This is a genomic window from Streptomyces sudanensis, from assembly GCF_023614315.1.
Taxonomy (GTDB): Bacteria; Actinomycetota; Actinomycetes; order Streptomycetales; family Streptomycetaceae; genus Streptomyces; species Streptomyces sudanensis.
This window is the reverse complement of the sequence record NZ_CP095474.1, coordinates 1964446-1990324: the sequence shown is the minus strand read 5'-3', so window position 1 is coordinate 1990324 and position 25879 is coordinate 1964446. Positions and strand designations below refer to the sequence as shown.

At 72.1% G+C, this 25879-nt stretch carries 19 protein-coding genes and 2 tRNA genes; 12 read left to right on the top strand and 9 right to left on the bottom strand.

All coding sequences use genetic code 11. From position 1 onward, the window contains the following. Nucleotides 1–95: 95 nt before the first annotated feature. Together MW084_RS09195 and MW084_RS09190 are read right to left on the bottom strand one after the other, a co-directional pair. Nucleotides 96–1124 carry an aspartate-semialdehyde dehydrogenase gene (locus MW084_RS09195; protein ID WP_010473884.1) on the bottom strand — a complete coding sequence of 343 codons (1029 nt, stop codon included), beginning with the start codon at nucleotides 1122–1124 and terminating at the stop codon, nucleotides 96–98. Between the two features lie 179 nt (nucleotides 1125–1303). Then, complete coding sequence (locus MW084_RS09190; protein ID WP_010473880.1) at nucleotides 1304–4600, bottom strand: S8 family serine peptidase; 3297 nt, start codon at nucleotides 4598–4600, stop codon at nucleotides 1304–1306. Between the two features lie 553 nt (nucleotides 4601–5153). On the opposite strand from MW084_RS09190, the gene MW084_RS09185 reads away from it, so the two are divergent. Next, the gene (locus MW084_RS09185) at nucleotides 5154–6413 is read left to right on the top strand and encodes a serine hydrolase domain-containing protein (protein ID WP_010473878.1); all 1260 of its coding nucleotides are present in this window, start codon (nucleotides 5154–5156) and stop codon (nucleotides 6411–6413) included. A gap of 94 nt (nucleotides 6414–6507) precedes the next feature. Here MW084_RS09185 and pepN read toward each other — a convergent pair whose 3' ends face one another. Continuing rightward, nucleotides 6508–9057, bottom strand: coding sequence for an aminopeptidase N (pepN, locus tag MW084_RS09180; RefSeq protein ID WP_010473876.1), 2550 nt, complete (start codon nucleotides 9055–9057; stop codon nucleotides 6508–6510). A gap of 150 nt (nucleotides 9058–9207) precedes the next feature. Between pepN and MW084_RS09175 the strand changes: the two genes are divergently transcribed. After that, entirely contained in the window at nucleotides 9208–9843 is a 636-nt protein-coding gene (locus MW084_RS09175; protein ID WP_010473873.1) for a mycothiol-dependent nitroreductase Rv2466c family protein, read from the top strand. Between the two features lie 118 nt (nucleotides 9844–9961). Here the strand turns inward: MW084_RS09175 and MW084_RS09170 are convergent, their stop codons facing one another. Together MW084_RS09170 and MW084_RS09165 are read right to left on the bottom strand one after the other, a co-directional pair. Further along, nucleotides 9962–10597 (bottom strand): superoxide dismutase, encoded by a 636-nt coding sequence (locus MW084_RS09170; protein WP_010473871.1) that lies wholly within the window; start codon nucleotides 10595–10597, stop codon nucleotides 9962–9964. A 162-nt stretch (nucleotides 10598–10759) separates the two neighbouring features. Next, the gene (locus tag MW084_RS09165; RefSeq protein ID WP_275563541.1) at nucleotides 10760–12391 is read right to left on the bottom strand and encodes an amino acid permease; all 1632 of its coding nucleotides are present in this window, start codon (nucleotides 12389–12391) and stop codon (nucleotides 10760–10762) included. Nucleotides 12392–13173: 782 nt separating this feature from the next. On the opposite strand from MW084_RS09165, the gene MW084_RS09160 reads away from it, so the two are divergent. Further along, entirely contained in the window at nucleotides 13174–13764 is a 591-nt protein-coding gene (locus tag MW084_RS09160; protein WP_010473867.1) for a biotin transporter BioY, read from the top strand. Nucleotides 13765–13848: 84 nt separating this feature from the next. Here the strand turns inward: MW084_RS09160 and MW084_RS09155 are convergent, their stop codons facing one another. Continuing rightward, the gene (locus MW084_RS09155) at nucleotides 13849–15282 is read right to left on the bottom strand and encodes an amino acid permease (RefSeq protein ID WP_029553753.1); all 1434 of its coding nucleotides are present in this window, start codon (nucleotides 15280–15282) and stop codon (nucleotides 13849–13851) included. A gap of 157 nt (nucleotides 15283–15439) precedes the next feature. On the opposite strand from MW084_RS09155, the gene MW084_RS09150 reads away from it, so the two are divergent. Together MW084_RS09150 and MW084_RS09145 are read left to right on the top strand one after the other, a co-directional pair. Next, nucleotides 15440–15928: a ribose-5-phosphate isomerase gene (locus MW084_RS09150; protein ID WP_010473864.1), complete on the top strand. Its 489-nt coding sequence runs from the start codon at nucleotides 15440–15442 to the stop codon at nucleotides 15926–15928. Between the two features lie 3 nt (nucleotides 15929–15931). Next, a complete protein-coding gene (locus MW084_RS09145) occupies nucleotides 15932–16741 on the top strand; it encodes an Fpg/Nei family DNA glycosylase (protein WP_255115375.1) in 810 nt (269 codons plus the stop codon). A 24-nt stretch (nucleotides 16742–16765) separates the two neighbouring features. Here MW084_RS09145 and MW084_RS09140 read toward each other — a convergent pair whose 3' ends face one another. After that, nucleotides 16766–17995 (bottom strand): GNAT family N-acetyltransferase, encoded by a 1230-nt coding sequence (locus MW084_RS09140; RefSeq protein WP_010470187.1) that lies wholly within the window; start codon nucleotides 17993–17995, stop codon nucleotides 16766–16768. A gap of 106 nt (nucleotides 17996–18101) precedes the next feature. Here MW084_RS09140 and MW084_RS09135 point away from each other — a divergent pair, with 106 nt between their 5' ends. Together MW084_RS09135 and MW084_RS09130 are read left to right on the top strand one after the other, a co-directional pair. Then, a complete protein-coding gene (locus tag MW084_RS09135) occupies nucleotides 18102–19250 on the top strand; it encodes a PP2C family protein-serine/threonine phosphatase (RefSeq protein WP_010470188.1) in 1149 nt (382 codons plus the stop codon). A 21-nt stretch (nucleotides 19251–19271) separates the two neighbouring features. Beyond that, complete coding sequence (locus tag MW084_RS09130; protein WP_010470189.1) at nucleotides 19272–19721, top strand: HD domain-containing protein; 450 nt, start codon at nucleotides 19272–19274, stop codon at nucleotides 19719–19721. Here MW084_RS09130 and MW084_RS09125 read toward each other — a convergent pair. Then, on the bottom strand, nucleotides 19708–20799 hold the full coding sequence (locus tag MW084_RS09125; RefSeq protein WP_010470190.1) for an acyltransferase family protein: 1092 nt from the start codon (nucleotides 20797–20799) through the stop codon (nucleotides 19708–19710). The two genes, MW084_RS09130 and MW084_RS09125, sit on opposite strands and share 14 nt — an antisense overlap. 401 nt (nucleotides 20800–21200) lie before the next feature. Between MW084_RS09125 and MW084_RS09120 the strand changes: the two genes are divergently transcribed. The 3 genes from MW084_RS09120 (at nucleotide 21201) to MW084_RS24550 (ending at nucleotide 23546) form a co-directional block, all read left to right on the top strand. Next, nucleotides 21201–21395, top strand: coding sequence for a hypothetical protein (locus MW084_RS09120; protein WP_010470191.1), 195 nt, complete (start codon nucleotides 21201–21203; stop codon nucleotides 21393–21395). Between the two features lie 463 nt (nucleotides 21396–21858). Further along, nucleotides 21859–22035: a hypothetical protein gene (locus tag MW084_RS09115; RefSeq protein ID WP_158684313.1), complete on the top strand. Its 177-nt coding sequence runs from the start codon at nucleotides 21859–21861 to the stop codon at nucleotides 22033–22035. A gap of 1205 nt (nucleotides 22036–23240) precedes the next feature. Next, nucleotides 23241–23546 carry a helix-turn-helix domain-containing protein gene (locus MW084_RS24550; RefSeq protein WP_158684314.1) on the top strand — a complete coding sequence of 102 codons (306 nt, stop codon included), beginning with the start codon at nucleotides 23241–23243 and terminating at the stop codon, nucleotides 23544–23546. Nucleotides 23547–24024: 478 nt separating this feature from the next. On the opposite strand, the gene MW084_RS09110 is transcribed toward MW084_RS24550, so the two are convergent. Further along, nucleotides 24025–24095: transfer RNA gene (locus MW084_RS09110), tRNA-Gly, on the bottom strand. A gap of 136 nt (nucleotides 24096–24231) precedes the next feature. Between MW084_RS09110 and MW084_RS09105 the strand changes: the two genes are divergently transcribed. Both MW084_RS09105 and tig read left to right on the top strand, forming a co-directional pair. Beyond that, nucleotides 24232–24308 (top strand) — tRNA-Pro (locus MW084_RS09105). A 176-nt stretch (nucleotides 24309–24484) separates the two neighbouring features. After that, the gene (gene tig, locus MW084_RS09100; protein ID WP_010470194.1) at nucleotides 24485–25873 is read left to right on the top strand and encodes a trigger factor; all 1389 of its coding nucleotides are present in this window, start codon (nucleotides 24485–24487) and stop codon (nucleotides 25871–25873) included. Nucleotides 25874–25879 lie beyond the last annotated feature (6 nt).

The window sequence follows — 25879 nt, the reverse complement described above, 5'->3', positions numbered from 1 at the left end:
GCCATCCTTCCACGGCCGGCGTCGAACACGGAGGTCATATGTGCGGGCGGGTGACGGGGCGGTCCCGGCGTCGGCGGGACCGCCCCGGACGGGGGTCAGCCGCGCAGCTCCCCGGCGACCAGCTCCGCGATCTGCACCGCGTTCAGCGCGGCGCCCTTGCGCAGGTTGTCGCCCGAGACGAACAGCGCCAGGCCGTGCTCGACGGTCTCGTCGACGCGGACGCGGCCCACGTACGAGGCGTCCTTGCCGGCGGCCTGGAGCGGGGTCGGGATCTCGGACAGCTCCACGCCCTCGGCCTCCCGCAGCAGCTCGTACGCGCGCTCCACGCCGATGGGGCGCTCGAAGCGGGCGTTCAGCTGGAGGGAGTGGCCGGAGAAGACCGGGACGCGCACGCAGGTGCCCGACACCCTCAGCTCCGGGATCTCCAGGATCTTGCGGGACTCGTTGCGGAGCTTCTGCTCCTCGTCGGTCTCGAAGGAGCCGTCGTCGACGACCGACCCGGCCAGCGGCAGCACGTTGAACGCGATGGGCCGCGCGTACACCCCCGGCTCGGGGTACTCCACGGCCCCGCCGTCGTGGGTGAGCTCGGTGGCGCGCCCGGCGACGGCCCTGACCTGGCCGTCCAGCTCGGCGACGCCCGCGAGGCCGGAGCCCGAGACGGCCTGGTACGTGGTGGCGACCAGCGCGGTCAGGCCGGCCTCCCGGTGGAGCGGCTTCAGGACCGGCATGGCGGCCATGGTGGTGCAGTTCGGGTTGGCGATGATCCCCTTCGGGCGGTCCTTGACCGCGTGCGGGTTCACCTCGGAGACCACCAGCGGCACCTCGGGGTCGAGGCGCCACGCGGAGGAGTTGTCGATCACCACGGCGCCCTGGTCCGCGACCTTCTCCGCGAGCGCCCTGGACGTGGCGCCGCCGGCGGAGAACAGCACGATGTCCAGGCCGGTGTAGTCGGCCGTCGCGGCGTCCTCCACGGTGACCTCGCCGCCCCGCCACTCCAGGGTGGAGCCCGCGGAGCGCGCGGACGCGAACAGCCGCAGCCCGTCCACCGGGAAGTCCCGCTCGGCGAGGATCCTGCGCATGACCGTGCCGACCTGGCCGGTGGCTCCGACGATTCCTACCTTCACGGGGACTCCTCCGTACGTGTGTGCTGGGCGCTGGTCCATGATGCGTCTCCTCCCGGCGGCCCCGCCAACCCGCCGTCCAGGGGGTGAGAAGGACCACGGGCCGCAACGGCGGGCCGCGGGAAAAGGGGAGGGCGGGCGCCCTTCCGGACGCCCGCCCCCGCACTCCGTATCCCTCCAGACTACGGAGTGACCTTTCCGATCACGACGCTGCCGGTGCCCGCGGCGGTTCCGCGCGCGTTCACCAGCTGCACCTCGCCGAAGAACTGCCGGCCCTCGGGGGCGGCGCCGTTCACCAGCACCTGGGCGCCGAACTGCGCCGAGGCGCCGTTCGCCAGGGAGATCGTCTTCGACTCGTCGACCTTGATCTCACCGAGCGCGGACGAGAAGTACACGTCCTTGTAGTCGTAGGCGGTCTCCCCGGACGGGACCGAGTAGCCGTCGACGACGATCGTGTACGTGCCCGGCGCGGGCTTCAGCACGGACACCGACTCCTCGGAGTCGCCGTCCGCGGACGAGCCGACCGCCACGCCGTCGCGCAGGACCGTCAGGTCCAGGTCGGCGGACTTGTCGGAGACGTTGCCGATGGCGACGTCGAACCGCTCGACGCCCTCGCCGATCTCCACGGTGGTGCGCTGCTCCCCGTGGTTGGCGATGGTCGGGCGCGTCACCTTGGCGGAGCCGAGCGACCCGGCCTTCAGCTTGCCGTCGAACGCCGCGAAGTCGTTGGAGACGGTCCACTCGACCGGCGCGGCCTGGCCCACGGTGGCCTCCGGCAGCGTCTGGACGGCCGGGGCGAAGGTCGCGCCGAGCACGGCGACGTCCAGCTTGTACGGGTTGTCGAGCAGCGGCGACGTGCGGCGCGACTCGACCTCGATCTCCCAGACGCCCGGCTGCGGGTTCGGGTACGACCGCAGGTCGGGGCGGCAGGTGTTCGCCGGGTTGTTGTAGTTGGGGTAGCAGTTGATCGTCGACGTGGGGTCGGACGGCACGCCGTACGGGTGGATCGCGATGAAGCGGGTCTGGCTGTCCTTGGCGAGGCCGCCGAGGGCGATCTCCAGGGACCGGGCGCCGGCCGGGACGTTCACGAAGTACGACCGGTGGCTGTTGCGCTGGACCGTGCCCTCGGCCGAGAGGCCGAAGGACGGCTTGGCCAGCTGCTCGGCCGCGACGACCGTGGTCAGGATCTGCTTGTCGATGCCCTTGGTCTTCGGGTCGGTGACCTCCAGGACCGCGCTGTGCACACCGACGCTGCGCGGCTTGGCGGCGACCTTGACCGTGACGGGCTTGTTCAGCGGCAGGTACACCACGTCGGAGCCGACGACGCGGAACGTGCTCTCGTGGTTGTTCTCGAACCACAGCTCGTGCCGGATCGGGCGGTCGGCACCCGTGGTGCGGGTGACGGTGACGTCGTAGACCTTCTCCTGGCCGACCTTGATCCCGCCCTCGCGGTCGTACAGGCCGGTGCCGAAGCCGGGCTCGGCGAGCAGGGGGTCGATCGCGGTGTCGACGGGGGCCTTGACGGTGTACTCGTGGGCGTGGGCGCCGCGGAGCACCTCCTTCCAGGCGTCGACGACGTTGAGGAGACCGGCGCCCTGCTCGTGGGCCTGCACGCCGGGGATGCGGTCGGCCTGGCTGGTGACGGCCGTGCGGAGCTTCGCCGGGGTGAGGTCGACGCCCTGCTGCTTGGCCGCGGACAGCATCAGCGCCATGGCGCCGGCGGCCTGCGGGGACGCCATCGAGGTGCCCTGCATCATGGAGTAGCCGGCCGGGAGCTGGTAGCCCGCCTCGGCGACCGGGCCGCCGGGGATCCACGTCTGGGTGGTGTTGACGGCCGCGCCGGGGGCGCTGAGGGTCGGCGTGAAGCCGCCGTCCTCGCGCGGGCCGCGGGAGGAGAACGGCGTCATCGCGTACGGCTTGGAGACGATCGAGCCGTAGTTGGCGGCCCAGGTCTCCTTGGAGATGGACGCGCCGACGCTGATGACCTTGTCCGCGAGGGCCGGGTCGCCGATCGTGTTGACGCCGGGGCCGCTGTTGCCGGCCGAGACGACGAGCTGGACGCCGTACTCGTCGATGAGCCGGGTGTAGAGCTTGGCGCGGGCGTTGTTGCCGTCGTTCAGCGCGGGGAGGCCGCCGATGGACATGTTGACGATGTCCACGCCGCGGTTGACGACGAGGTCGATCATGCCCTCGGTGAGCGCGACGTTGGTGCAGCCGCCGCTCCAGGTGCACGCGCGCGAGGAGACCAGCTTGGCGCCGGGCGCCGCGCCGTTCATCTTGCCGCCCAGCAGGCCGTGCGCGGCGGTGATGCCGGCGACGTGGGTGCCGTGGGAGCCCTCGATGATGCCGATGTTGACGTAGTCGGCCTTGGCGCCGGAGGCGCCGTAGACGACGTCCTTGCGGATCTCGACGACGAACGGGATGCGCTCGGCGACGTCGGTGGCCGGGTTGTCGGTGCCGAAGTAGCCGACCTGGAAGCCGTCCTTGTACGGCTTCATCGCCTCGTCGTCGGCGAAGTCGCCGTTGGCGTTGAGGTCGACGCGGACCGTGCCGGCGGCCTGGTCGTACAGGACGCCCCAGACGTCGGTCGTGTCGCCGTCGCGGTTGAGGTCGCCCTTCATGTCGCCGCCCGTGGTGGCGGCCTCGGCGAAGGTCCGGAACCGGTAGGCGCCCTCGGGGGCCTTCCAGGAGCGGCCCTCGGCGGTGAAGGCGGGACCGGCGACGGACACGTCCATGCGCCGCCACGTCTGGTCGCCGTCCCTGACGGGGTCGGTCGCGGTGACCCAGTCGACGATCTTGCGCTCGCCGGTGGTGGTCTTCTGCAGGGCCGGGTGGCCCAGGTCGACGCCCGAGTCGAGGATGCCGATGGTGACGCCGCGGCCGTCCGCGGTCGGCCACTTGCGGACGAAGTCGACCGCGCCCGTCTCGTGGGACGGGTTGTACGGGTTGACCGCGGGGGTCTTGGGGCCGGGCGCCGGGTACGTCCCGGTCGCGTCGGCGGAGCCGCTCCGCGCGCGGTCGGCGTCCGGCTTCGGGTCGTCCAGCCGGATCTCGTCCTTGAGGTCGATGCCCTGGACGCTGGACAGCTTGGCGGCGGCGCCGATGGCGGCCTCGGCCTGGGCCGTCGGGAGGGTGGCGCGGACGTAGCCGAGCTTGTCGTACGTCCGGTCGACCGTGCCGCCCTTGAGCGCGTCGAGCTGGCCGGCGACCTGCTCGGTGGCACCGGGAGCGGTGGCGATCATGACCGTGACGTTCTTCTCGCCGCGGGCCTCGGCCTCGGCGAGCAGTTCGGCGTCGTCCGAACCGAGCTTCGCGGCGGCGGACTTGGCGGGCTCGGGAGTGCCGGCCGGCGGCTCCGCGGGAGTGGCGAAGGCGGGGGTGGCACCGGTCGCGACGAGCGCGGCGACCAGGCCGGCGGCGGCGGCGATGTGTGCCGCACGTCTCGCTCCGGATATGGAGCTGGGGGGTTCGAGCGTCATTCAGCATCCCTGTCGAGTGAAAGGACGGTCCGGAATTCGATACCGGATGACCGCTGAGCTTTACGCACACGACCGGGTTTTGTGGAGGTCTGCCAGAGTTGGAATGCTCTCATGGCGGACATCCGCCACCGCGGGCCATCCGCCATCGGGAACGAATCGCCCCATACGGGACTAGCGTCGGTGCGGCGGCGGTTGACACGGGGTCGGCCGGGCCTGCTGGGCCGGCTGGGGCGGCAGAGCCGGCCAGGGCGGTGGTTGCGGCTGCGGCGGCCGGGGCGCTCGGGGCGGCCGGGACCGTCTCGCGCCCGGGGCGCGGCCCCGGGCCGGTCCCGCCGGAGGGCGGCACGGACGCCGCCGCGCGGCCGTAGCACGGCCGTCCCGCCCCGGGGCGCGCCGACATCCCCGGTACGAACGCCTGAAAACGGGTCAACCCCCGGACCGTCGGACGCCCCCGCTCAACCCCCGCGTCCCGATCCGTGGTCCCTTCCCACGACCAGGGGCGTGCAGCCGCACCGCCGCACGGTCACGCAGTCACCGAGGAGGAGACCCCTTCATGTCCATGCGCACCATGCGCACCATGCGCGGCGGGCTGGTAGCGGCCCTGGCCGCGGCCGCCGTCACCGCCACCACGCTCACCGTCCCGGCCACGGCCGCCCCCGCTCCCGCTCCCGCTCCCGCCGCGACCGTCACGGCGGCGGACGACCGGGCGGGCGGGGGCCACGACGCCACCCGCCGGGCCGTCGAGGAGCTTCTGCGCGCCGGGGTGCCCGGGGTGCTCGTCCAGGTCCGCGACCGGCGCGGCACCTGGAACGGCAGCGCCGGGGTCGCCGACCGCGAGACCGGCCGCGAGCGCCTGCCGAACGACCGCTTCCGCATCGGCTCCATCACCAAGACCTTCGTCGCCACCGTCCTCCTCCAACTCGACGCCGAAGGCCGCCTCGACCTCGACGACAGCGTGGAGAAGTGGCTGCCCGGCGTGGTCCGGGGCAACGGCCACGACGGCCGGAAGGTCACCCTCCGCCAGCTCCTCAACCACACGAGCGGCGTCTACGACGTCACCTCCGACCCGTCGTTCCAGGCCAGGATCCTCGGCCCCGGCTTCCTCGAGCACCGCTACGACACCTGGACCCCCGAGCAGCTCGTCGCCGTCGCCATGAAGCACGAGCCGTCCTTCGCCCCCGGCACGTCCTGGAGCTACTCCAACACCAACTACGTGCTCGCCGGGATGGTCGTCGAGAAGGTCACGGGCCGCCCCTACGGGGAGGCCGTCGAGCGGAGGATCATCAGGCCGCTCGGCCTGGGCGCCACCAGCGTGCCCGGCACCGACCCGCGGATGCCCCGGCCCAGCGGCCGCGCGTACTCCACCCTCGGAGCCGACCCCGCCGACCCGGCCACCCGCATCCACGACGTCACCGAGCTGAACCCGTCCCTCGCGGGCTCCGCCGGCGAGATGATCTCCAGCAACGCCGACCTCCAGCGGTTCCTGCGGGCCCTGCTCACCGGCCGGCTGCTGCCGCGGGAGCAGGTGAGGGAGATGACCACGACCGTCCCCATCGACTCCGTGGAGCCGGGCGCCGCGTACGGCCTGGGGCTGATCAGCCGCAAGCTGAGCTGCGGCACGACGGTGTGGGGCCACACGGGCGGCATCCACGGCTCGGCCTCCGTGGCCGTCGCGACCCGCTCCGCGGACCGCACCATGGCGGGCAACGCCAACGGCGACTGGGCGGGCGGCCTGGACGGGGCCGTGGACGCCGAGTTCTGCGGCGCCCGCCCGGCGGGCGCCCCGGCCCCCGCGGCGCCCCCGGTCCGGTAGGTCCCTTCCCGTTCCCGGCGGCGACCGCCCCGCCGGGAACGGCGGAGCCCCGCGGGCGGCGTCCGGAGACCGGCCGCCGCCCCGGGGCCCGGGGTCACGCGCCCGCGTCGAACTCCTGGGCCCGCAGGGCGCGTGCCAGGTCGTCACGCGCCTCCAGGACGAGCCTGCGCAGCGCCGGCGCGGCCCCCTCGTGCGCGGCCAGCCACGCGTCGGTCGCCTCCAGCGTCTCCGCGCGGTCCTGCAGCGCCGGGAACATGCCCCGCACCACGTGCATCCCGATCTGGATCGACCGCTCGGCCCACACCCGCTCGATCGCCGCGAAGTACTCCCGTGCGTACGGCGCGACCAGCTCCCGCTGCGACGGCTGCGCGAACCCCGCGATCGTCGCCTCGACCAGCGCGTTCGACAGCTTGTCGGACTCGACCACATCGGCCCACGCCCGTGCCTTCACCGCCTCGGACGGCCGCGCCGCCAGGCACCGCACCTGGTGCCGCCTGCCCGACGCGGTGTCGTCCCGCGCGAGTTCCGCGTCGACCGCCGACTCGTCGGCCCGGCCGTGCGCGACCAGCGGCTCCAGGAGCGCCCAGCGCAGCTCCTGGTCGACGTCGAGCCCGTCCACGCTCTCCGTGCCGTCCAGCAGGCCCTGGAGGAAGGCGAGGTCCTCGTCGGTCCCCGCGACCGACGCGAGGAACCGCGCCCACGTCAGCTGGTGCTCGCTGCCCGGCTCGGCGTCCCGCAGCTCGCGCAGCGCGGCCCGCGCGACGAGCCGGCCGCCGGTGCCGCGCCACTGCGGAGCCGCGTAGTGGACGAGGGCGGTCCGCACCCAGGCGTGCAGCATCTGCAGGACGCCGATGTCCGACTCGCGGCCGGCGAAGGCCAGGACGACCTCCACGAAGTCCCGCGCCGGCAGCAGCGCGTCCCGCGTCATGTTCCACAGGGCCGACCAGCACAGCGCGCGCGCCAGCGGGTCGGTGATGTCGCCGAGGTGCGCCCGCAGGGTGGCGAGGGAGACCTCGTCGAACCGCACCTTGCAGTACGTCAGGTCCTCGTCGTTGACCAGCACCAGCGCGGGCCGCTCGGCGCCCGCCAGCTCGGACACGACCGTCCGGGCGCCGTCGACGTCGGTCTCGGCGCGCGCGTAGCGGACGAGCCGCCCGCCGTCGTCGAGCCGGTACAGGCCGACGACGACCCGGTGGGGCCGCTTCTCGGCGCCCTCCTGCTCGACGGCCAGCTCCGCGATGCGGTCGCCCGCCGCGTCGTAGGTGACGACGGGCGTGAGCGCGTTGACGCCGGAGGTCTCCAGCCAGGACCGGGACCACGCCTTCATGTCGCGGCCGGAGGTCTCCTCCAGCACCGTCAGGAGGTCGCCGAGGGTGGTGTTGCCGTACGCGTGGCGCGTGAAGTAGCGGCGGGCGCCCTCCAGGAACGCCTCCCGGCCCGCGTACGCGACGAGCTGCTTCAGGACGGAGGCGCCCTTGGCGTACGTGATGCCGTCGAAGTTGAGCTTGGCGTCCTCCAGGTCGCGGATGTCCGCCGTGACGGGGTGCGTCGAGGGAAGCTGGTCGGCCCGGTACGCCCACGCCTTGCGGTTGTTGGCGAAGGTGGTCCAGCCGCTCGTGAACCGGGTCGCCTCGACCATGGAGAACGTGCCCATGAAGTCCGCGAAGGACTCCTTCAGCCACAGGTCGTCCCACCACTTCATGGTGACGAGGTCGCCGAACCACATGTGCGCCATCTCGTGCAGGATGACGTTGGCGCGGCCCTCGTAGGCGGCGCGCGTCACCTTGCCCCGGAAGATGTACTCCTCGCGGAAGGTGACCAGGCCCGGGTTCTCCATGGCGCCGAGGTTGTACTCGGGCACAAACGCCTGGTCGTACTTGCCGAAGGGGTACGGGTAGTCGAAGGCGTCCTGGAAGAAGTCCAGGCCCTGCTTGGTGACGAGGAAGACGTCGTCCGCGTCGAAGTGTCTGGCGAGGCTCCTGCGGCACATCGCGCCGAGCGGGATCTCCAGGTCGCCGCGCCGGTAGGTGTCGGTGACGTGGTGGTACGGGCCGGCGACGACGCAGGTGATGTAAGTGGAGATCGGCTTCGTCTCGGCGAACCGCCACACCCCGCCGTCCCGGGACTCCTCCGCGCCGTTGCTCCACACGGTCCACCCCTCGGGCGCCGTCACCTGGAAGCGGTACGGGGCCTTCAGGTCGGGCTGCTCGAAGTTGGCGAACACGCGGCGGGCGTCGGCGGGCTCGTACTGCGTGTAGAGGTAGACCTCGCCGTCCTCCGGGTCGACGAAGCGGTGCAGCCCCTCACCGGTGCGGCTGTAGGCGCACTGCGCGTCCACGACCAGCACGTTCTCCTCGGCGAGGCCGTCCAGCGCGATCCGTGCCCCGTCGAAGACGGCCGACGGGTCCAGTTCGCGCCCGTTGAGTACGACGGAGGTCACCGACGGCGCGACGAGGTCGGCGAAGGTGCTCGCCCCGGGAGCGGCGCAGCGGAACCGGATCGTCGTCACCGAGCGGAACGTCGGCTCCTCCGCCTCGCTCCCGCCGACGGCCGACCGCACGTCGAGCGCGACGTCGTACCCGTCGACGGACAGCAGGGCCGCCCGCTCACGGGCCTCCTCGCGGGACAGGTTCTCACCGGGCACGGGCACTCCTTCGTGGTTCTCTGGTATTCCGTGATCCTCCCATGTCGGGCCGGGCGCCGATAAGGCGGGAATGCCCCCGTCACCCCCCGGGTTGTGGCCGGGAGAACGACCTACGGCTTTCCCGCCCGCCCGTGGACACCGAGGAGAGACATGTCCGAGAAGAGGACCACCGCCCACTTCTGGTTCGACCCGCTGTGCCCGTGGGCGTGGATGACGTCCCGCTGGATGCTGGAGGTCCAGCGGGTCCGCCCGGTGGACGTGCGCTGGCACGTGATGAGCCTCGCCGTCCTCAACGAGGACAAGCTGGACGAGGTCCCCGAGCAGTACCGCGAGTCGCTGGCGACCACGGCGTGGCATCCCGTCCGCGTCGCCGTCGCCGCCGAGCAGGCGCACGGCCCGGAGGTGCTGGGCCCGCTGTACACGGCCATGGGCAGGCGCATCCACGACGAGGACCGGGGCGTCACCCGCGAGGTGATCGCCGAGGCGCTCGCGGAGGCCGGGCTGCCGGCGGAGCTGGCGGAGTACGCGGAGAAGGACACCTACGACGCGGAGCTGCGCGCCTCCCACCAGGAGGGCATCGACAAGGTCGGACAGGACGTCGGCACGCCGGTGATCGCGGTCCCCGGCCCCGACGGCGCGGAGGTCGCCTTCTTCGGCCCGGTCGTCACCCCGGCGCCCAGGGGCGAGGCGGCCGCCCGCCTGTGGGACGGAACGCTGCTGGTCGCCTCGACGCCCGGCTTCTACGAGATCAAGCGGACCCGGACGAGCGGCCCGGTCTTCGACTGAGCGCACGCCGGAGCGGCCCCCGCGAGTCCTGTCCTCGCGGGGGCCGCTCCTCTTCTCCGCCCGCCGTGAAGGATGAGAAGACGATCACGGACGGGGGCCCGGGGGCGCGGCGGCGCCGTCAGGGGGCGATCAGCGGCACGCGGTCCTTCGCCTCGGCGTAGCGCTTCGCTACGTCCTGCCAGTTGACGACCTTCCACATCGCCTCGATGAAGTCGACCTTCTGGTTCTTGTACTGGAGGTAGAAGGCGTGCTCCCAGGCGTCGAACACGAGGATCGGGACCGAGCCCTGGCCGACGTTGCCCTGGTGGTCGTAGACCTGCTCCACGATGAGGCGGCCACTGACCGGCTCGTACGCCAGCACGCCCCAGCCGGAGCCCTGCGTGGTGGCGGCGGCCTTCGACAGCTGCGCCTTGAACCGGGCGAACGAGCCGAACGACTCGGCGATCGCGTCGGCCAGTTCGCCCGTGCCGTCCTTCTCCAGCGGTTCGCCGCCGCCGTCGCCGGCCATGTTGTGCCAGTAGATGGAGTGGAGGATGTGGCCCGAGAGATGGAAGGCCAGGTTCTTCTGCAGTCCGTTCAGGGCGGCCCACTGGTCCTTGTCGCGGGCCTCCTCCAGTTGCTCCAGGGTGTCGTTCGCGCCCTTGACGTATGCGGCGTGGTGCTTGTCGTGGTGCAGCTCGATGATCTCCGGGCTGATGACCGGCGCCAGCGCCGCGTAGTCGTAGGGAAGTTCCGGAAGGGTGTACGTCGCCATGCCGAGCCTCCGACGGCTTGTTGCAACCGATGTGCAAATGCAGGCTAGCAGCAGTAACCTTGCGGAGGATCGGACCTCCGCAAGGGGCCCGAGGACGGACGGAAAGAAGGGGAGGCCCCGGCGCGCCGTCGCGCCGGGGCCTCACCGAAAGGTGCGGACGGGTCAGTCGTCGCCCTTCGCGGCGGCCGCCGCGGGCTTCTCGTCGGCCGCCCCGGCGTCGCCCGGCTTCTCGGCGGCGGGCTTGGCGTCAGCCGTCTTGGCGTCAGCCGTCTTGCTGTCGGCCGTCTTGCTGTCGGCCGGCTTCTCGTCGGCCGCGACCTCGGCGGCGGGGGCCTCCGTGACGGGGGCCTCCGTGACGGGGGCCTCCGCCGCGGGGGCGGTCCTCTTGCCGGCGGTCGCCTGCTGGTGGACGTAGCCCAGTACAGCCAGGACCAGGACGAGGCCGCCCGTGTAGTAGAGCTGCTCGCGGGTGCCCTCGTCGCGGGCCATCAGGAGGAACACCGCGGCGATGCCGGCGAGCGCCGCCCAGGTGAGGTAGGGGAAGGCCCACATCCGGACGGCCAGCTTCTCCGGTGCCTCCTGCTCCATGCGGCGGCGGAGGATCAGCTGCGAGATGGCGATGAAGAACCAGACGACCAGGATGATCGCGCCGATCATGTTGAGCAGCCACATGAACAGGTCGTCCGGCCGCCAGTAGCTCAGCAGCACGCACAGGAAGCCGAAGGCCGACGAGGTCAGCACCGCGACCCGCGGCACACCGCCGGAGATCTTGCCGAGCGTCTTCGGGCCCTGGCCGCGCGCCACCAGCGAGCAGGCCATGCGGGAGGCGCCGTAGATGTTGGCGTTCATGGCGGACAGCAGCGCGATCAGCACGACGACGTTCATGATCTCGCCGGCGGCCGGCAGGCCCAGGTGCTTCAGCGTGGCGACGTACGAGCCCTCGGCGAGCGACTTGCTGTTCCACGGGATCAGCGTGACGATGACCGCCATGGAGCCGATGTAGAAGACCGCGATGCGCCACATCGCCGTGCGGACGGCCTTGGCGACGCCCTCCACCGGACGCTCGGACTCGGCGGCGGCGATGGTGACGGTCTCCAGACCGCCGTAGGCGAAGACCGAGGCGAGCAGGCCCACGATCAGGCCCTCGGTGCCGTTGGGCAGGAAGCCGCCCTGGCCGGTCAGGTTCGTCATGCCGGGGGAGTCGCTGCCGGGCAGCAGGCCCAGGATGGCCAGCACGCCGATCACCAGGAACAGCGCGATGGCGCCGATCTTCAGCGCGGCGAACCAGAACTCGAACTCGCCGAAGTTCTTCACGGCGGCCAGGTTGGTCACGCAGAACACCAGCATGAACAGGGCGACCACCGACCACTCGGGCACGTCCACCCAGCCGGTCACGATCTTCGCGGCGCCGATCGCCTCCAGGCCCACGGCCACGCACAGCAGGAACCAGAAGGCCCAGCCGGCCGTGAAGCCGGCCCAGGGGCCGATGGCCCGCTCGGCGTGGACCGAGAAGGAGCCGGAGGCCGGGTTGGCCGCGGACATCTCGCCCAGCATGCGCATGACCAGCATGACGAGCAGACCGGAGATCGCGTAGGCGATGACGATCGACGGGCCCGCGGCCGCGATCGCGGCGCCCGACCCGACGAAGAGGCCGGCGCCGATCACGCCGCCGAGGGCGATCATCGACAGGTGGCGTTGCTTGAGTCCGTGCGAGAGCGGCACTTCGGTGGCCGGCGTCGTAGGTGCGTCGGCGTCGACCGGCGAGGTGGACGCAGGCGCGGGGGTCCGAGACATGGATTGCCCTGTTCCGTATTGGGGGGAGAGGCGAAGGTGCGCCCAAGTTTTGATGCGTGCACCGTCCGTAGGGAACACGTTTCCGCTATACGGACACAGCGCTCACACAATGTGAAGGTTTGGCCACCATTTCTTCACAAGAGGAATGCGCTCACCGGTTGTCCGGAAACGGCCGCGCCGTCCGCTCCGCACGCCGCTCCCGGGCCCCGCCACCCGGCCCGCCGGCGCTCCGCACGGCGGCTCTCCCGGGCCGGCGGGCCGGTCCGGCCCCCGGTCCGCTCCCCGCCCGGATGCCCGGTTCCGCGCCGGTTACTCCGCCGGACGGGCGCGTTCGGGCGGCGCCCCGTCCGCATCGGTCCGCGATGGCCGGGAAGCCAGGCGGCCCGGCGGCCCGGCCCCCGGCTCGGATCGGCGCCCCCGCGATCCGCGCCCGAGTGCGGCGCGGACACCCCCTCCCGCGGACCCGCGAGCCCGGCACCACACCGTCCCGCGGCGACGACCGCCCCGGGNGACGCNCCCGGGACGACGCCCCGTCCCGGGAGACGCCCCGCCGCGGGAAACGGTTCACCGCCGGGACCGGCCCGCCGTCCCGGCGGTGACGCGCCTCACACCCACGGGGGTCCACGGGCGGTCCTTGCGCGAAGTCCACCAACGCCGCGAGCGAGGCTTTGTCGTCCACCGACGGTGAACGCCCGCCGGTCCGTGGGCTACGTTCGGACCCGCCCCCCCCNACNACCGCCCCGACCACCGCCCGCGGAGCACCGCGGAGTACCGGAGTTCCGATGAGCACTGCCGCCGCCCCCGCCCGCATCGGAGCGGTCCTCGCCGACCTGCTCCCCTCCAGCCGCGCCCGCACGAACGACCTGGTGCTCGTGGCCGGCGGCGCCGTCCTCACCGGACTCGCCGCCCAGATCGCCGTCCCCGTACCGGGCTCGCCGGTGCCGGTCTCCGGCCAGACCTTCGCCGCGCTCCTCGTCGGCACCGCGCTCGGCGCCCGCCGGGGCTTTTTCTCCCTGGCCCTCTACGTGCTGGCCGGCATGGCCGGCGTGCCGTGGTTCGCGCAGGGCACGGCCGGGTACGCCATGCTGACCCTCGGCTACGTCCTCGGCATGCTCCTCGCCGCCACCGTGGTGGGCGCCCTCGCCCGGCGCGGCGGCGACCGCTCGGTGCCGCGCATGGCGGGCACGATGGCGGTCGGGTCCCTGGTCGTCTACGCGGTCGGCGTGCCGTACCTGGCCCTCGCCACCGGCATGCCCCTGTCGCAGGCGGTGGCCGTCGGCATGGTGCCGTTCCTCGTCGGCGACGCCCTCAAGGCCGCGCTCGCCATGGGCCTGGTGCCCACCGCCTGGAAGCTCCTCGGCGACCGCGGCTGAGGCACCCGCTGCCGGAACGACGAGGAGGGCCCCTTCCGCCCCGCGGGACGTGAAGGACCCTCCTCGTGCCGCCTCCGCGCGCCCTCAGGACCCCGCGCCCGCTCGGCGCCGGCGGTCCAGCACCACCCCCACCGCCACCACGACCGCCGCCACCAGCACCGACAGCAGCACGACCCGGCGGTTGGCCTCGTCGAACAGCATGTAGACGAGCACGAAGACGATCATCGCGGCGGTCGCCCAGGTCAGGTAGGGGAACAGCCACATCCTCACGGTGACCTTCTCCGGGGCCTCCCGCATCAGGATGCCGCGCATCCGCAGCTGGGTGAGGCAGACCACCAGCCAGACGAACAGCGCCACGGCACCCGACGAGTTCAGCAGGAACATGAAGACGGTGTCCTTGAAGGCGTAGTTGAAGTACACCGCGAGGAAACCGAAGGCCACCGACGCCCAGATCGCCGCGACCGGTACGCCCTTGGCGCTGACCCGCGCGAAGGACCTCGGCGCGTCACCGCGCCCGCCCAGCGAGAACGCCATCCGCGAGGCCGTGTACAGGCCGGAGTTCAGGCACGACAGCACGGCCGTCAGCACGATCACGTTCATGAGCTGCCCGGCGTGCGGGATGCCGATGGAGTCGAGCGCGGCGACGTAGGAGCCCTTCTCCACGATCGAGGGGTCGTTCCACGGCAGCAGCGTCAGCACGACGAGGATCGAGCCGAGGTAGAACACGGCGATGCGCCAGATCACGCTGTTGGTGGCCTTGGTGACCGCCCGGCGCGGGTCCTCCGACTCGCCGGCCGCGAGGGTGACGATCTCGCTGCCCATGAACGAGAAGACGACCATCAGCACACCGGTGAGCACCGCCCCGGCGCCCTTGGGGAAGAAGCCGCCCGCGTCCGTCAGGTGGGCGAACCCCGCCCCCGGGTTGTCGGAACCCGGCAGCAGCCCGAAGGCCGCCAGCAGCCCGACGACGACGAACGCGCCGATCGCGACCACCTTGACCCCGGCGAACCAGAACTCGAACTCGCCGTACGAGGAGACCGACGCGAGGTTCGTCGCGGTCAGCACCACCATGACGATCAGCGCCCAGGCCCACTGCGGCACGGCCGGGACCCAGCCCTCCAGGATCACCGCGCCCGCCGTCGCCTCGACCGCCAGGACGACCACCCAGAAGAACCAGTACAGCCAGCCTATGGAGAAGCCGGCCCAGCGCCCCAGGGCCCGGTCCGCGTAGGCCGAGAAGGAACCGGAGTCCGGGCTGGCGGCGGCCATCTCGCCCAGCATCCGCATCACGCACACCACCATCGCGCCCACCAGCGCGTACGACAGGAGGATGGCGGGCCCGGCCGCGGCGATGCCCCCGGAGGAGCCGACGAACAGGCCGGCGCCGATCACACCGCCGATGGCGATCATGGAGAGGTGGCGGTTCTTGAGGCCCGCCCGGAGGCCGTCGGAGGGCCGTGGGGCACCCGGCCCCCCGGTCCTGCCGTCCTCCTCCACCGGGTTCCCCTGACTGATCATGAAAGTTCCTCGGTCCTCTCGGCTGTTCGGATCGCGAGCCCGTGCTTTGAACCCCGGGGCGGCCGGAGCCGGAAGACGGCGCCCGGGGCGCCGCGCGCCCGCCCCGGGCCCACCCNGNNCCCCGTTCCCGGCCGCCCCCCGTGTCACACTCGGAACCATGCGCGTGTACCTCGGCTCGGACCATGCCGGCTACGAACTCAAGAACCACCTCGTCGAGTGGCTGAAGGCCCACGGCCACGAGCCCGTCGACTGCGGACCCCACATCTACGACGCCCAGGACGACTACCCGCCGTTCTGCCTGCGCGCCGCGGAGAGGACGGCCGCCGACCCCGGCGCCCTCGGCGTCGTCATCGGCGGCTCGGGCAACGGCGAGCAGATCGCCGCGAACAAGGTGAAGGGCGTCCGTGCCGCCCTCGCCTGGAGCGAGCAGACCGCGGCCCTGGGCCGCGAGCACAACGACGCCAACGTCGTCGCCGTCGGCGCCCGGATGCACTCCCAGGAGGAGGCCACCCGGTTCGTCGAGATCTTCCTGACCACCCCGTACTCCGGCGACGAGCGGCACACGCGCCGCATCGGGATGCTCGCCGCGTACGAGACCACCGGCGAGCTCCCCCCGATCCCGGCCCACCACCCCCGGCAGGACTGACCCGTGCCCGAGGGGCACACCATCCACCGGCTGGCCGCCGACTACCGGGAACGGTTCGGCGGCCGCGCCGTGCGGGCGACCAGCCCGCAGGGCAAGTTCTCCGACGCCGCCGCGCTCCTCGACGGCACCGTGCTGGAGGCCACCGAGGCGCACGGCAAGCACCTGTTCCTCGGCTTCGGCGCCGAGGAGTGGGTGCACGTCCACCTCGGCCTGTTCGGCAGGGTCGCCTTCGGCGGCGCGCCCGCACCGCCGCCCACCGGCACGGTCCGCCTGCGCCTCGCCCACGACGGCGCCTATGCCGACCTGCGCGGCCCTGCGGCCTGCGAGCTGCTCGGCGGACCCGAGAAGCAGGCGGTGCACGACCGGCTCGGCCCCGACCCGCTGCGCGACGGCGACGATCCCGCCCGCGCCTGGCGCCGCGTCTCCCGCTCCCGTACGGCGATCGCCGCGCTCCTCATGGACCAGAGGGTCGTCGCCGGCGTCGGCAACGTCTACCGCGCCGAGGTCCTCTTCCGGCACGGCATCGACCCGTACCGCGCGGGAAAGGACGTTACGGAGACGGAGTGGGCGGCGATCTGGCAGGATCTCGTCACACTCATGCGCGAGGGCGTCCGCACCAACCGCATCGACACCGTGCGCCCCGAGCACACCCCCGAGGCGATGGGCCGCCCGCCGCGCGTCGACGACCACGGCGGAGAGGTGTACGTGTACCGCAGGGCCCACCTGCCCTGCCACATCTGTGGCGGCGAGATCCGCACCGCCGGTCTCGCCGCCCGCAACCTCTTCTGGTGCCCCGGCTGCCAGCGGCACTGACCCGGGCCGCCCCGGGGGCCGGCCTCAGAAGCCGTGCGGCAGCCAGGGCGCGACCGCTGAGCCGAAGGCGAGCGAGGCCTCCGCCAGCGCCCCCTCCCGCACCTCCCGCACCAGGCCCGCTCCCGCCAGCGACACCAGCGAGGACCCGCCCAGGTACGCCGCGCCCAACTCCCTCACGGACAGCGCGAGACCGGCCGGCTCCTCCGTGCGGACGCACCGCGCGCCCCCGCGGTCCCCGGTCAGCCGCCAACGGCCCGCGTTCCACGGGCAGAAGCCGTCCTCCACCTCCAGGACCACGTCCACCGGCGCCCGGTACGTCCGCGCCTCCAGCGCCGCACCCACGTCCACGAGCCGTACGAACATCCCGTCCCGCAGCGTGACCCCGCACCGCCGGACGTCGGACACGAGGTGCTGCCAGGGATCATCGACCGGTCGGTTCCTGACGGAAACGGTCGAGGTCAGATCGATCTCGAACAGGTAGCGCCAGACAGCGGCGTACGACGCCGGGTCGAGCGCCCCCATGTGCTCCAGTACCACCGTGCCGGCGGCCCCCGCCGCGTCCCACTCGGGCCGCACCCGGTACAGCGCGTACCCCGCGACCCCGCCGTCCCGCTCCGCCAGCACGCACTGCAGCGCCGACGCGCCGCCCCGCTCCGACGGCGGGTCCAGCAGCGGCAGCCGCTCCCACCCCGGCCGTCGCTCCAGCATCCCCGGCCGCAGCGGCACCGACCGCGCGTACACCGCCTCGCACACCGCCGCCGCGTCCTCGGGCCGCGCCAGCCGCAGCCGCACGCCGTCCGTACCCGCCGGAACGGACAACCGCACCCGGGTCGTGTCGACGGTGGCCCGCATCTGTCGCGCCGCCAGGCCGTAGCCGAACCGGCCGTAGATCCCGGGCTCCGACGCCGTCAGCACCGCCAGCGGCTCGCCCCAGGCGCGTACGTCGTCCAACTGCTGCCGCATCATCGAGGTGAGGACGCCGCGCCTGCGGTGGGTCGGCGCCACGCTCACCGCCGTCACCCCGGCCGCCGGCACCACCGCCCCGCCCGGCACCGACAGCCGGAACGAGAACGCCCCGGCCGTCCCCACGCACTCCTCCCCGTCCCAGACGCCCAGCGAGCGCTCGTGCTCGGTCAGCGCCTCCCACAGGGCGCGTTCCTCCGGCGCCTCGACCACACCGCCGAACGCACGTTCCAACTGCTGGTACCACACGTCCCACTCGGCGGCGGTGAGAACCCTCGGCTCGGTCGTCATGTGCCATCCCTACCAGCCACTCCTTCCGCCGTGCGACCCGATTTCGAACGCAATGTCACGGGGTCCCCCTGCACGCCCCCCGCCCGGATGGATAAGGTCCGGACCAATGGCCCGCAGCACACCACCCACGAGCACGTACGCGGCCCGGTACCGCAAGGCGGTCCGCCGGGCCCGCGTCGCGCTGCGCAGGTCCGCCGTCGACTACTTCCGCGGCGACGGCTCCGACCGGGTCGCCCTGGCGGGGCTCTTCCTCACCATCCCGGCGATCATGCTCGCGACGATCGCCACCCCCGTGTGGTGCGCCCCCGAGGCCCTCGTCCTGCCGATCGTCGCCGGCGGGCTGCTGCTGCGCCCCGCCAGCCTCCTCGCCCTGTACGCCGCCTCCGCCGCCGCGCTGATCGTCGAGTCCGCCGTCCTCGGCCCGTACACCGAGGGGGCCGCCCGGATCACCCCCGGCACCATCCTCGTCGTCGCCGCGTGCGGCCTGTTCGGCCTGCTCATCGCCCAGTTCCGGGCCCGTGTCGGGGTGCCCTGGCGGCGCGGCGGCACCATGCTGTTCGACCTGCGCGAACGCATCCGCGCCCAGAGCGCCCTGCCCCCGCTGCCCCGGGGCTGGCACCGCGAGATGGCCCTGCGGCCGGCCGGCGGGCAGTCCTTCTCCGGCGACTTCGTCGTCGCCGCCCGCACCAACGGCGGACGCACCCTCGAAGCCGTCCTCACCGACGTCTCCGGCAAGGGCATGGACGCCGGCTCCCGCGCCCTGCTGCTGTCCGGCGCCTTCGGCGGACTGCTCGGCTCCCTCCCGCCGCACGGCTTCCTGCCCGCCGCCAACGCCTACCTCCTCCGGCAGGACTGGCAGGAGGGCTTCGCCACCTCCATCCACCTGGTCCTCGACCTGGAGTCGGGCGACTACGAGCTGCTGTCCGCCGGCCACCTGCCGGCCCTCCAACTCCACGCGGGCAGCGGACGCTGGGAGGAGAAGGCCGGCGACGGGCCGCTGCTCGGCGTCTACGACGGCGCCGAGTTCCACCCGGTCAAGGGCACCCTGCGCCCCGGCGACGTGCTGATGCTCTTCACCGACGGCCTCGTCGAGGCCGCCGACCGCGACATCGCCGACGGCATCGACCGGCTCACCGGCGAGGCCGACCGCTACGTCGCCGCGGGCTTCCACGGCGCGGCCTGGCACCTCATCGAGGCGTGCGCCAAGGACGTCAACGACGACCGCGCGCTGCTCCTGATCTCCCGGGACGCCTGACCCCGCGCGTACAGTCGCCCCATGCCCCACCTCTCACTCCGGCAGGTCGAAGCGATCGCCCGGCGCGCCCACGCCGAACAGACGGACAAGGCGGGACGGCCCTACGCCGAGCACCTCCGAGCCGTCGCCGAGGGGGTGCGGGCCAGGGGCGGCAGCGAGGAGCAGATCGCCGCGGCCTGGCTGCACGACGCCGTCGAGGACGGGGCCCTGTCGCCGCGGTGGCTCGCCGGCGCCGCGCTGCCGCAGCAGACCAAGGACATCGTCCTGGCGCTCACCAAGCGCCCCGGCGAGGACCTCGCCGACTACACCGCCCGCGTCCTCGCCGTACCCGGCGCCCTCCTCGTCAAGGAGGCCGACCTGGCGCACAACGCCGACCCCGACCGGCTCGCCCTCCTCGACGAGCCCACCCGGAACCGGCTGACCGCCAAGTACGCGCGCGTACGGCGACTGCTCGGCCTCACACCCGGCTGACCCTCCCGGCGGGCACCGGCACGCCCCGCGGGGCCCCGTCCCCCCGCGCGGGCGCCTCCCTGCGGAACGCCCACTCCAGGCGCGGCTCCGTCACCCACCGCAGCGCCCGCCGCACGGGCGGGGCGCACATCAGCGTCACCGCCGCGGCCGCCGCCGCCGTCAGCCCGACCCGCCCCGCGGGCGCGGCCAGCACCGGATGCGCCTCGACGAGCTCCCAGTACTGCAGGGCCTTCGTCGCGAACCCGTGCAGCAGGTACCCGCACAGGCTCCCCGCGCCCAGCACGGTGAACCAGGTCCGCCGCGACGGCACCCACGCCAGGAACGCCGCCGTCAGCACCAGGGCCACCGCGCCCAGCACGGCCGTCGCCAACGGCCCCGCCCACCACGGGTACCCCAGCTCCTGGGCGCTGGTGTGGCGGTAGAACCAGCCCATCCGCAGGTGCGGCGCCACCGCGTACGCCGCCACCACCGCCCCCGCCGCCACCACCGCGGCCGCGACCCGCACGGCCCGCCGCCGCAGCAGCCGGAAGTGCTCCTCGCGCAGCGTCAGGCCCAGCACGAAGAACGGCAGGAACTGCAGGACCCGCTGGAGTTCCAGGTCGGCCGCGATGCGCGGGGTCAGCGAGGCCAGCGCCGCGACGGCCACGGCGACGGGCAGCGGGTGGCGCAGGGAACGCCACAGCGGGGCGGACAGCCGCCACACGAACAGCGCGAGGAGGAACCACATCAGGTAGGACGGGTCGGTGAGCGAGAACGCCTGCTGCGGCGCGTCCTGCGCCCACCGCCGGTACAGCGTGTACGCCACCTCGAAGACGAGGTAGGGGACGAGGACGCCGCCCACCAGCCGCCTCAGCTGGTCGGGCCGTCCGGTGAAGCTCCGCGAGAAGTACCCGGAGACGATCACGAAGGCCGGCATGTGGAAGGCGTACACGAGCATGTACAGCGCGCGTGTGGCGCGGCTGCCCTCCATGATCGCTTCCCATGTGTGACCGACCGCGACGAGCACGATCGCCAGGTACTTCACGTTGTCGAAGAAGGGGTCGCGCCGGTCCTGCTTTTCCTGTGACGGCTGGAGCATCCGAGGAACCCTAACCCCGCCCCAGCCAATCAAAAAGACTGACGATCACATCGGAGCAGATGGTGCGACGCCCGAAATCGGGCGTTAAATCCGGTGTGAAGCGCGCATATCGCCCCGCCGCTCCTCACGTTCCGCACAGTGGCCGGGACCGGGTCGAAAGCTGTGGATTTTCCGTGGCGGACGCGCGGACGCCCCGGGCGGACCGCCGCGCGCCCCCGGCGGAATTCCCTCCGCGGCCCCCGCCGCCCCGGCCCGTCCGTCCTTTCCGGACGGTGCGGACGTTCACGGTACGTCACGGGGCAGCGTGAAACGGGTTGTTGGTGGCACGATGGAGGAGTGCGGGGGGTGTGCCGGGCACGGTGCCCCCGGCCGTCCTGACGGGCCGACCGAGGGGATCGATCGTGGCCATTTCGCTGTCCGTGGTGCTGCTGCTGGTGATCGTGCTGGTGGTGATGATCCGCAATGGATCGATCAAGACGGGACCCGCCGTCGTCGCCGCCCTGTTCGGCTTCTTCCTCGCGTCCTCCGGACTCGGGCCGACCATCAGCAAGGTCCTCAACGAGATAGCCGCGTCCATCAGCAAGATCAACTTCTAGCCGGGCCGGCCGCGGCGCCCCGCGGCGCCGCGGAGACGACTCCGGCCCGGCCGGGTGATCGCTCACCCGGCCGGGCCGGAGGTCCTCCAGAGCGGGCGACGGGAATCGAACCCGCGTAGCTAGTTTGGAAGATCGCGTAAGTGCTGCCTGGGTGACCTGGCGAGACGCTGATCTGTGCCTCGCCCTACTTCGCGCCGGTGTTCCCCGCCACTCCCCGCTAGCTCCCGCTCGTTGGGGCACACGAAGGGCACGGATGCTATGCCTTGCGTCGCCTCCGGCGTCGGCGCTTACTGGGGGCCGAGGCGACATCTTCCGCCCAGAGAGACCCGACAGACGCAACGGGAGGTTTACCTGGGGTCACCCGTCGTGGCGCGCGCTTCTGTGGCCCCTGCGGCTTCTTCCTCGCCTGCTGCTGGACTGACTTCCGCGGCACCTGCGGTTTTTTCTTCGCCTGCTGTTGGTCATGCTTCTGCTGCTCGTGCGCCGTCTTCCCGGGTTGCTTGCGGGTTCGCCGCCCAGGGTTGCCCAAGGTTCCTGGCTTGGCCGCGTTCTTGCACGCAAGGCAAGAACGTTTGCCGCCGATCATCAAGAATCCGTCATTTATGCAGATGTTACGGCTATGTCCGAGTTGGCTGCATGAGCACTGACAGTTCATGGCCCCCCCGGGTGCCTAATACGTTGAACTGGATACGAGTCTGCCTCACTCCTGGCGCGTATGGAGTGGAAAGATGTCGACTTGCAGAACGCGTTGATCATCGCTTGACGTTCTCCGGCCACCTTCACCCACCACTCTCCCCAGCTTCCATCCCGTCCGCCGTCGACCCACACACCGTGGAGCGGGCGTGGTCCAGGGCGTCAAGGTGGAGCGCCCAACTGGACGAACGACCTTGACGCCCTGGGCCGCGTCTGCTCGGCTCTGCCTGGGTCGACGGCGGACGGGATGGAAGCTCCCCACGCACGCCCCTACAGACCTGCAGTCGGCGACGGCGCCCCCGCCATCCCGGTGCCGGCCGATCCCCCGCCGGAGGCATCGTCTTGACCGTCGGGAGTCTTCCCTCCTTGGCCACTCAGCCTTCTTGCCCGTAAGCCCGCGTCCCTTCGGCGCTCCAGTGGGGTCTGTCGGTGGTGCTCTGCCCGTGAGCGGCCCGGCTGCCTATTCGGGGGCTTGGCCTGTGGCGCCTGGTCGGAGATGAGGCGTCGGGGGTTGGGGATGGCCTTGGGGCGNGGTGGTGAGGGGGAATGCTGCTCGGTCCGGCGTCGTCCGGGGTGGGTCAAAGCGTGGAACGGATCATCCTGCGGCATCTGCTGTGGCGCGGGGCCGGGGGCGGGGCGACGCGGGCCGAAGGCATGGCGTCGCCCCAGTCCCCGCGCCCGCGCCGGCCCGCGGTGCGGGCCGGTGGGGTGTGATCCGTAGCGGTGGCTGAACAAGTCATTGGCCGACGCGCCGGATGCCGGGGAAGGGCAAGAGCCCCGGCCTGCCTGGCGTCCCTGTGGTCGCTGCCTGCCCGGGGGAGCCTTGGTTGTCTGGGCCGTCTGGCGCGGTGCGGGTTCGGAGTGCTGCCGGGTATGGCCCGGGGTCGCTGCGGTGGCGGCTGCATCGCGTAGGACCGGCCCGCTTCGGAATCCCGGACCGGCGGCGCGGGAGCCTCGGGGCCCCTTCCCCCTCCCCGCCCGAAAGGGCGGGGCTTGATGAGGTAGAGAAACCTGTAACAGCTCTCATGTCCCATGACCTGTTCGGGATAGCGAGAAGCCTCTGAGCTGGGGCTTTACCGGCATCTCAGGTTGGCATATGCGTCTTGTGTGCGGCAACTTGTCTCATGTGAGACGCATTGGCATCATGGAGGCATGCCCACCCGCCGAAATCGTCCACGGTCCAAGGTCGTGCAGCGACCGCCCCGTACTGTCCAGGCCTCTGCATCGGATGCCCCCGCCGGCACCCCCGAAGACGCTCGGGCCAAGGCCGTACGGCAGCTCGTAGAGCCAGGCAAGGAGCGTGTCCACCTCGCAGCCGAGTTGGAGCGACTGGACGCCCGCCTTCGCCCCCTGGTCCTGGAGGCCGTCGCGGCTGGCGTTCCCTATCGCCGCGTTGCCGAGCTGACCGGCATCTCCCGCGCGACCGTGGCCCGTTGGGGCAAAGGCGCGGAACACTGAAATGTAGGCCGCACCCGTCGACACCGGGCGCGGCCCTGTCCGATTCGAAGGAGTCGAAGCCATGTCGAATCGATCTGCCCTCATCATCGCAGAAAAGCCCTGCCCGACCTGTTCCGGGATCTGTTTCGTCACCGATGATGGCTCTGTGACCGGGAAGCCTGGAAAGTCTGTCCCCTGCTCGTGTTCCCTCGGCTCCCACAGTCCTACTCGGGTGCCTGAGGGAGTTCACTACGCCGTGGGTACGCGGCTCGCCCTTGAGCCTGCTGATTGCGCCTGCGCGGGGACGGGCTGGTTGGACGGAGGATTTTACGCGTGGGACGGGGAGGTTCACCTTGCGGCCGACGAGCGGTGCCCCCTCCACGCCGCCTGAGCGGCCATCCGCGGGGCACGCAGGGGGCACGCGGTTCTGATCACAGCCCTGGAACCACTCAGGGCCAGGACGGAGGATCACCCTCTGACCTGGCCCTGAGCCGTCCAGAGCGGGCGACGGGAATCGAACCCGCGTAGCTAGTTTGGAAGACTAGGGCTCTACCATTGAGCTACGCCCGCAAGCGGTACGCCGCACGTCGCCGAAGGGCGACGGCCGCGCCACGTGGAGCATCGTAGCGGGTTCCCGCGTCCGACCGCACACCCTTCGGCGCGGCGACGCGGCGCCCGCGGCCATGTACCCTACGTGTCGCACCGACGGGGTGTGGCGCAGCTTGGTAGCGCGTCCGCTTTGGGAGCGGAAGGCCGTGGGTTCAAATCCCGCCACCCCGACCACGACAGCACCGCCCGCGCACGCCGGGCGCGGACAAGATCACGTTGTGGGGCCCGTCCTCCTTGCGGTTACTATGCAAGCTACGAGCCCGTGTGTCTCTCTGACCGGGCCGATCCGCTGGGCCGCCGCAGTCAGCGCCCAGCTGAAACCCAGAATCAGCCATCAAGGAGACCGAACCGTGAAGAGCGCCGTGGAGACCCTGAACCCGACTCGGGTTCGGCTCACTGTCGAGGTGCCCTTCGAGGAGCTCAAGGCCAGCCTCGACGCGGCGTACAAGAAGATCAACCAGCAGGTCACGGTCAAGGGCTTCCGCAAGGGCAAGATCCCGGCCCGGGTCATCGACCAGCGGTTCGGCCGTGGTGCGGTGCTGGAGGAGGCCGTCAACGACGCCCTCCCCAAGCTCTACACCGAGGCGGTCAACGAGGCCGAGGTCAACCCGCTCGGCCAGCCCGAGGTGGACATCACCGAGCTGAAGGACGGCGAGCTGCTGGCCTTCACCGCCGAGGTCGACATCCGCCCGGAGATCGAGATCCCGGACTTCTCCGGCATCGAGGTCACCGTCGACGCCGTCGAGGTCACCGACGAGGACGTCGAGAAGTCCGTGGAGCAGCTCCGTGAGCGCTTCGCCTCCACCTCCCCGGTCGAGCGCGCCGCCGCCGAGGGCGACGTGCTGACGATCGACCTCGAGGCCAAGGTCGACGGCGAGGTCCTCGCGGACGGCGTCGCGACCGGCGTGCAGTACACGATCGGCTCCGGCGAGCTGCTGGAGGGCATCGACGAGGCCGTGACCGGCCTGGAGGCCGGTGGCGAGGCCACCTTCACCTCCACGCTGAAGGGCGGCTCCGCCGAGGGCAGGGAGGCCGAGGTCACCGTCAAGGTCACCCAGGTCGCCGCCCGCGAGCTGCCCGAGCTGGACGACGAGTTCGCCCAGATGGCGAGCGAGTTCGACACGCTCGACGAGCTGAAGGCCGACAGCCGCAAGCGCCTGGAGAACATGAAGCAGTACGACCAGGCCACCCAGGCCCAGGAGCGCGTCCTGGACGAGCTGCTGAAGCTGGCCGAGGTCCCGATCCCCGAGAAGCTCCTCGAGGACGAGATCAACACCCGCAAGCACAACCTGGAGCACCACCAGCTCGGCCAGATGGGCCTCACGCTGGAGAAGTACCTGGAGCTCCAGGGCAAGACGGTCGAGGAGTTCGACGCCGAGACCCGCGAGCAGGCGGTCAAGGGCATCAAGACCCAGTTCATCCTGGACGAGCTCGTCTCCAAGGAGAAGCTCAACGTCAACCAGGACGAGCTGACCGAGCACCTGATGCGCCGCGCCGCGTCCTCCGGCATGAGCCCGGACCAGTTCGCCCAGGCCGTCGTCGAGGGCAACCAGGTCCCGATGCTCGTCGGCGAGGTCGCCCGCGGCAAGGCCCTGGCGCTCGTCGTCGAGTCCTCCAAGGTCGTCGACACGAACGGCGAGCCGGTCGTCATGGACGACGACGAGGACGAGGACGAGACGGCCGCCGAGGCCCCCTCCGAGGGCGACGAGGCGCAGGCCGAGGAGAAGACCGAGGCCTGACCGGCC

Bases quoted from the DNA above. Each gene is read 5' to 3' on its own strand.
- MW084_RS09190 (WP_010473880.1), bottom strand. From the start codon at position 4,600: ATGACGCTCGAACCCCCCAGCTCCATATCCGGAGCGAGACGTGCGGCA.
- MW084_RS09185 (WP_010473878.1), top strand. From the start codon at position 5,154: ATGTCCATGCGCACCATGCGCACCATGCGCGGCGGGCTGGTAGCGGCC.
- MW084_RS09175 (WP_010473873.1), top strand. From the start codon at position 9,208: ATGTCCGAGAAGAGGACCACCGCCCACTTCTGGTTCGACCCGCTGTGC.
- MW084_RS09170 (WP_010473871.1), bottom strand. From the start codon at position 10,597: ATGGCGACGTACACCCTTCCGGAACTTCCCTACGACTACGCGGCGCTG.
- MW084_RS09165 (WP_275563541.1), bottom strand. From the start codon at position 12,391: ATGTCTCGGACCCCCGCGCCTGCGTCCACCTCGCCGGTCGACGCCGAC.
- MW084_RS09160 (WP_010473867.1), top strand. From the start codon at position 13,174: ATGAGCACTGCCGCCGCCCCCGCCCGCATCGGAGCGGTCCTCGCCGAC.
- MW084_RS09155 (WP_029553753.1), bottom strand. From the start codon at position 15,282: ATGATCAGTCAGGGGAACCCGGTGGAGGAGGACGGCAGGACCGGGGGG.
- MW084_RS09150 (WP_010473864.1), top strand. From the start codon at position 15,440: ATGCGCGTGTACCTCGGCTCGGACCATGCCGGCTACGAACTCAAGAAC.
- MW084_RS09140 (WP_010470187.1), bottom strand. From the start codon at position 17,995: ATGACGACCGAGCCGAGGGTTCTCACCGCCGCCGAGTGGGACGTGTGG.
- MW084_RS09135 (WP_010470188.1), top strand. From the start codon at position 18,102: ATGGCCCGCAGCACACCACCCACGAGCACGTACGCGGCCCGGTACCGC.
- MW084_RS09130 (WP_010470189.1), top strand. From the start codon at position 19,272: ATGCCCCACCTCTCACTCCGGCAGGTCGAAGCGATCGCCCGGCGCGCC.
- MW084_RS09125 (WP_010470190.1), bottom strand. From the start codon at position 20,799: ATGCTCCAGCCGTCACAGGAAAAGCAGGACCGGCGCGACCCCTTCTTC.
- MW084_RS09115 (WP_158684313.1), top strand. From the start codon at position 21,859: ATGCTTCTGCTGCTCGTGCGCCGTCTTCCCGGGTTGCTTGCGGGTTCG.
- MW084_RS24550 (WP_158684314.1), top strand. From the start codon at position 23,241: ATGCCCACCCGCCGAAATCGTCCACGGTCCAAGGTCGTGCAGCGACCG.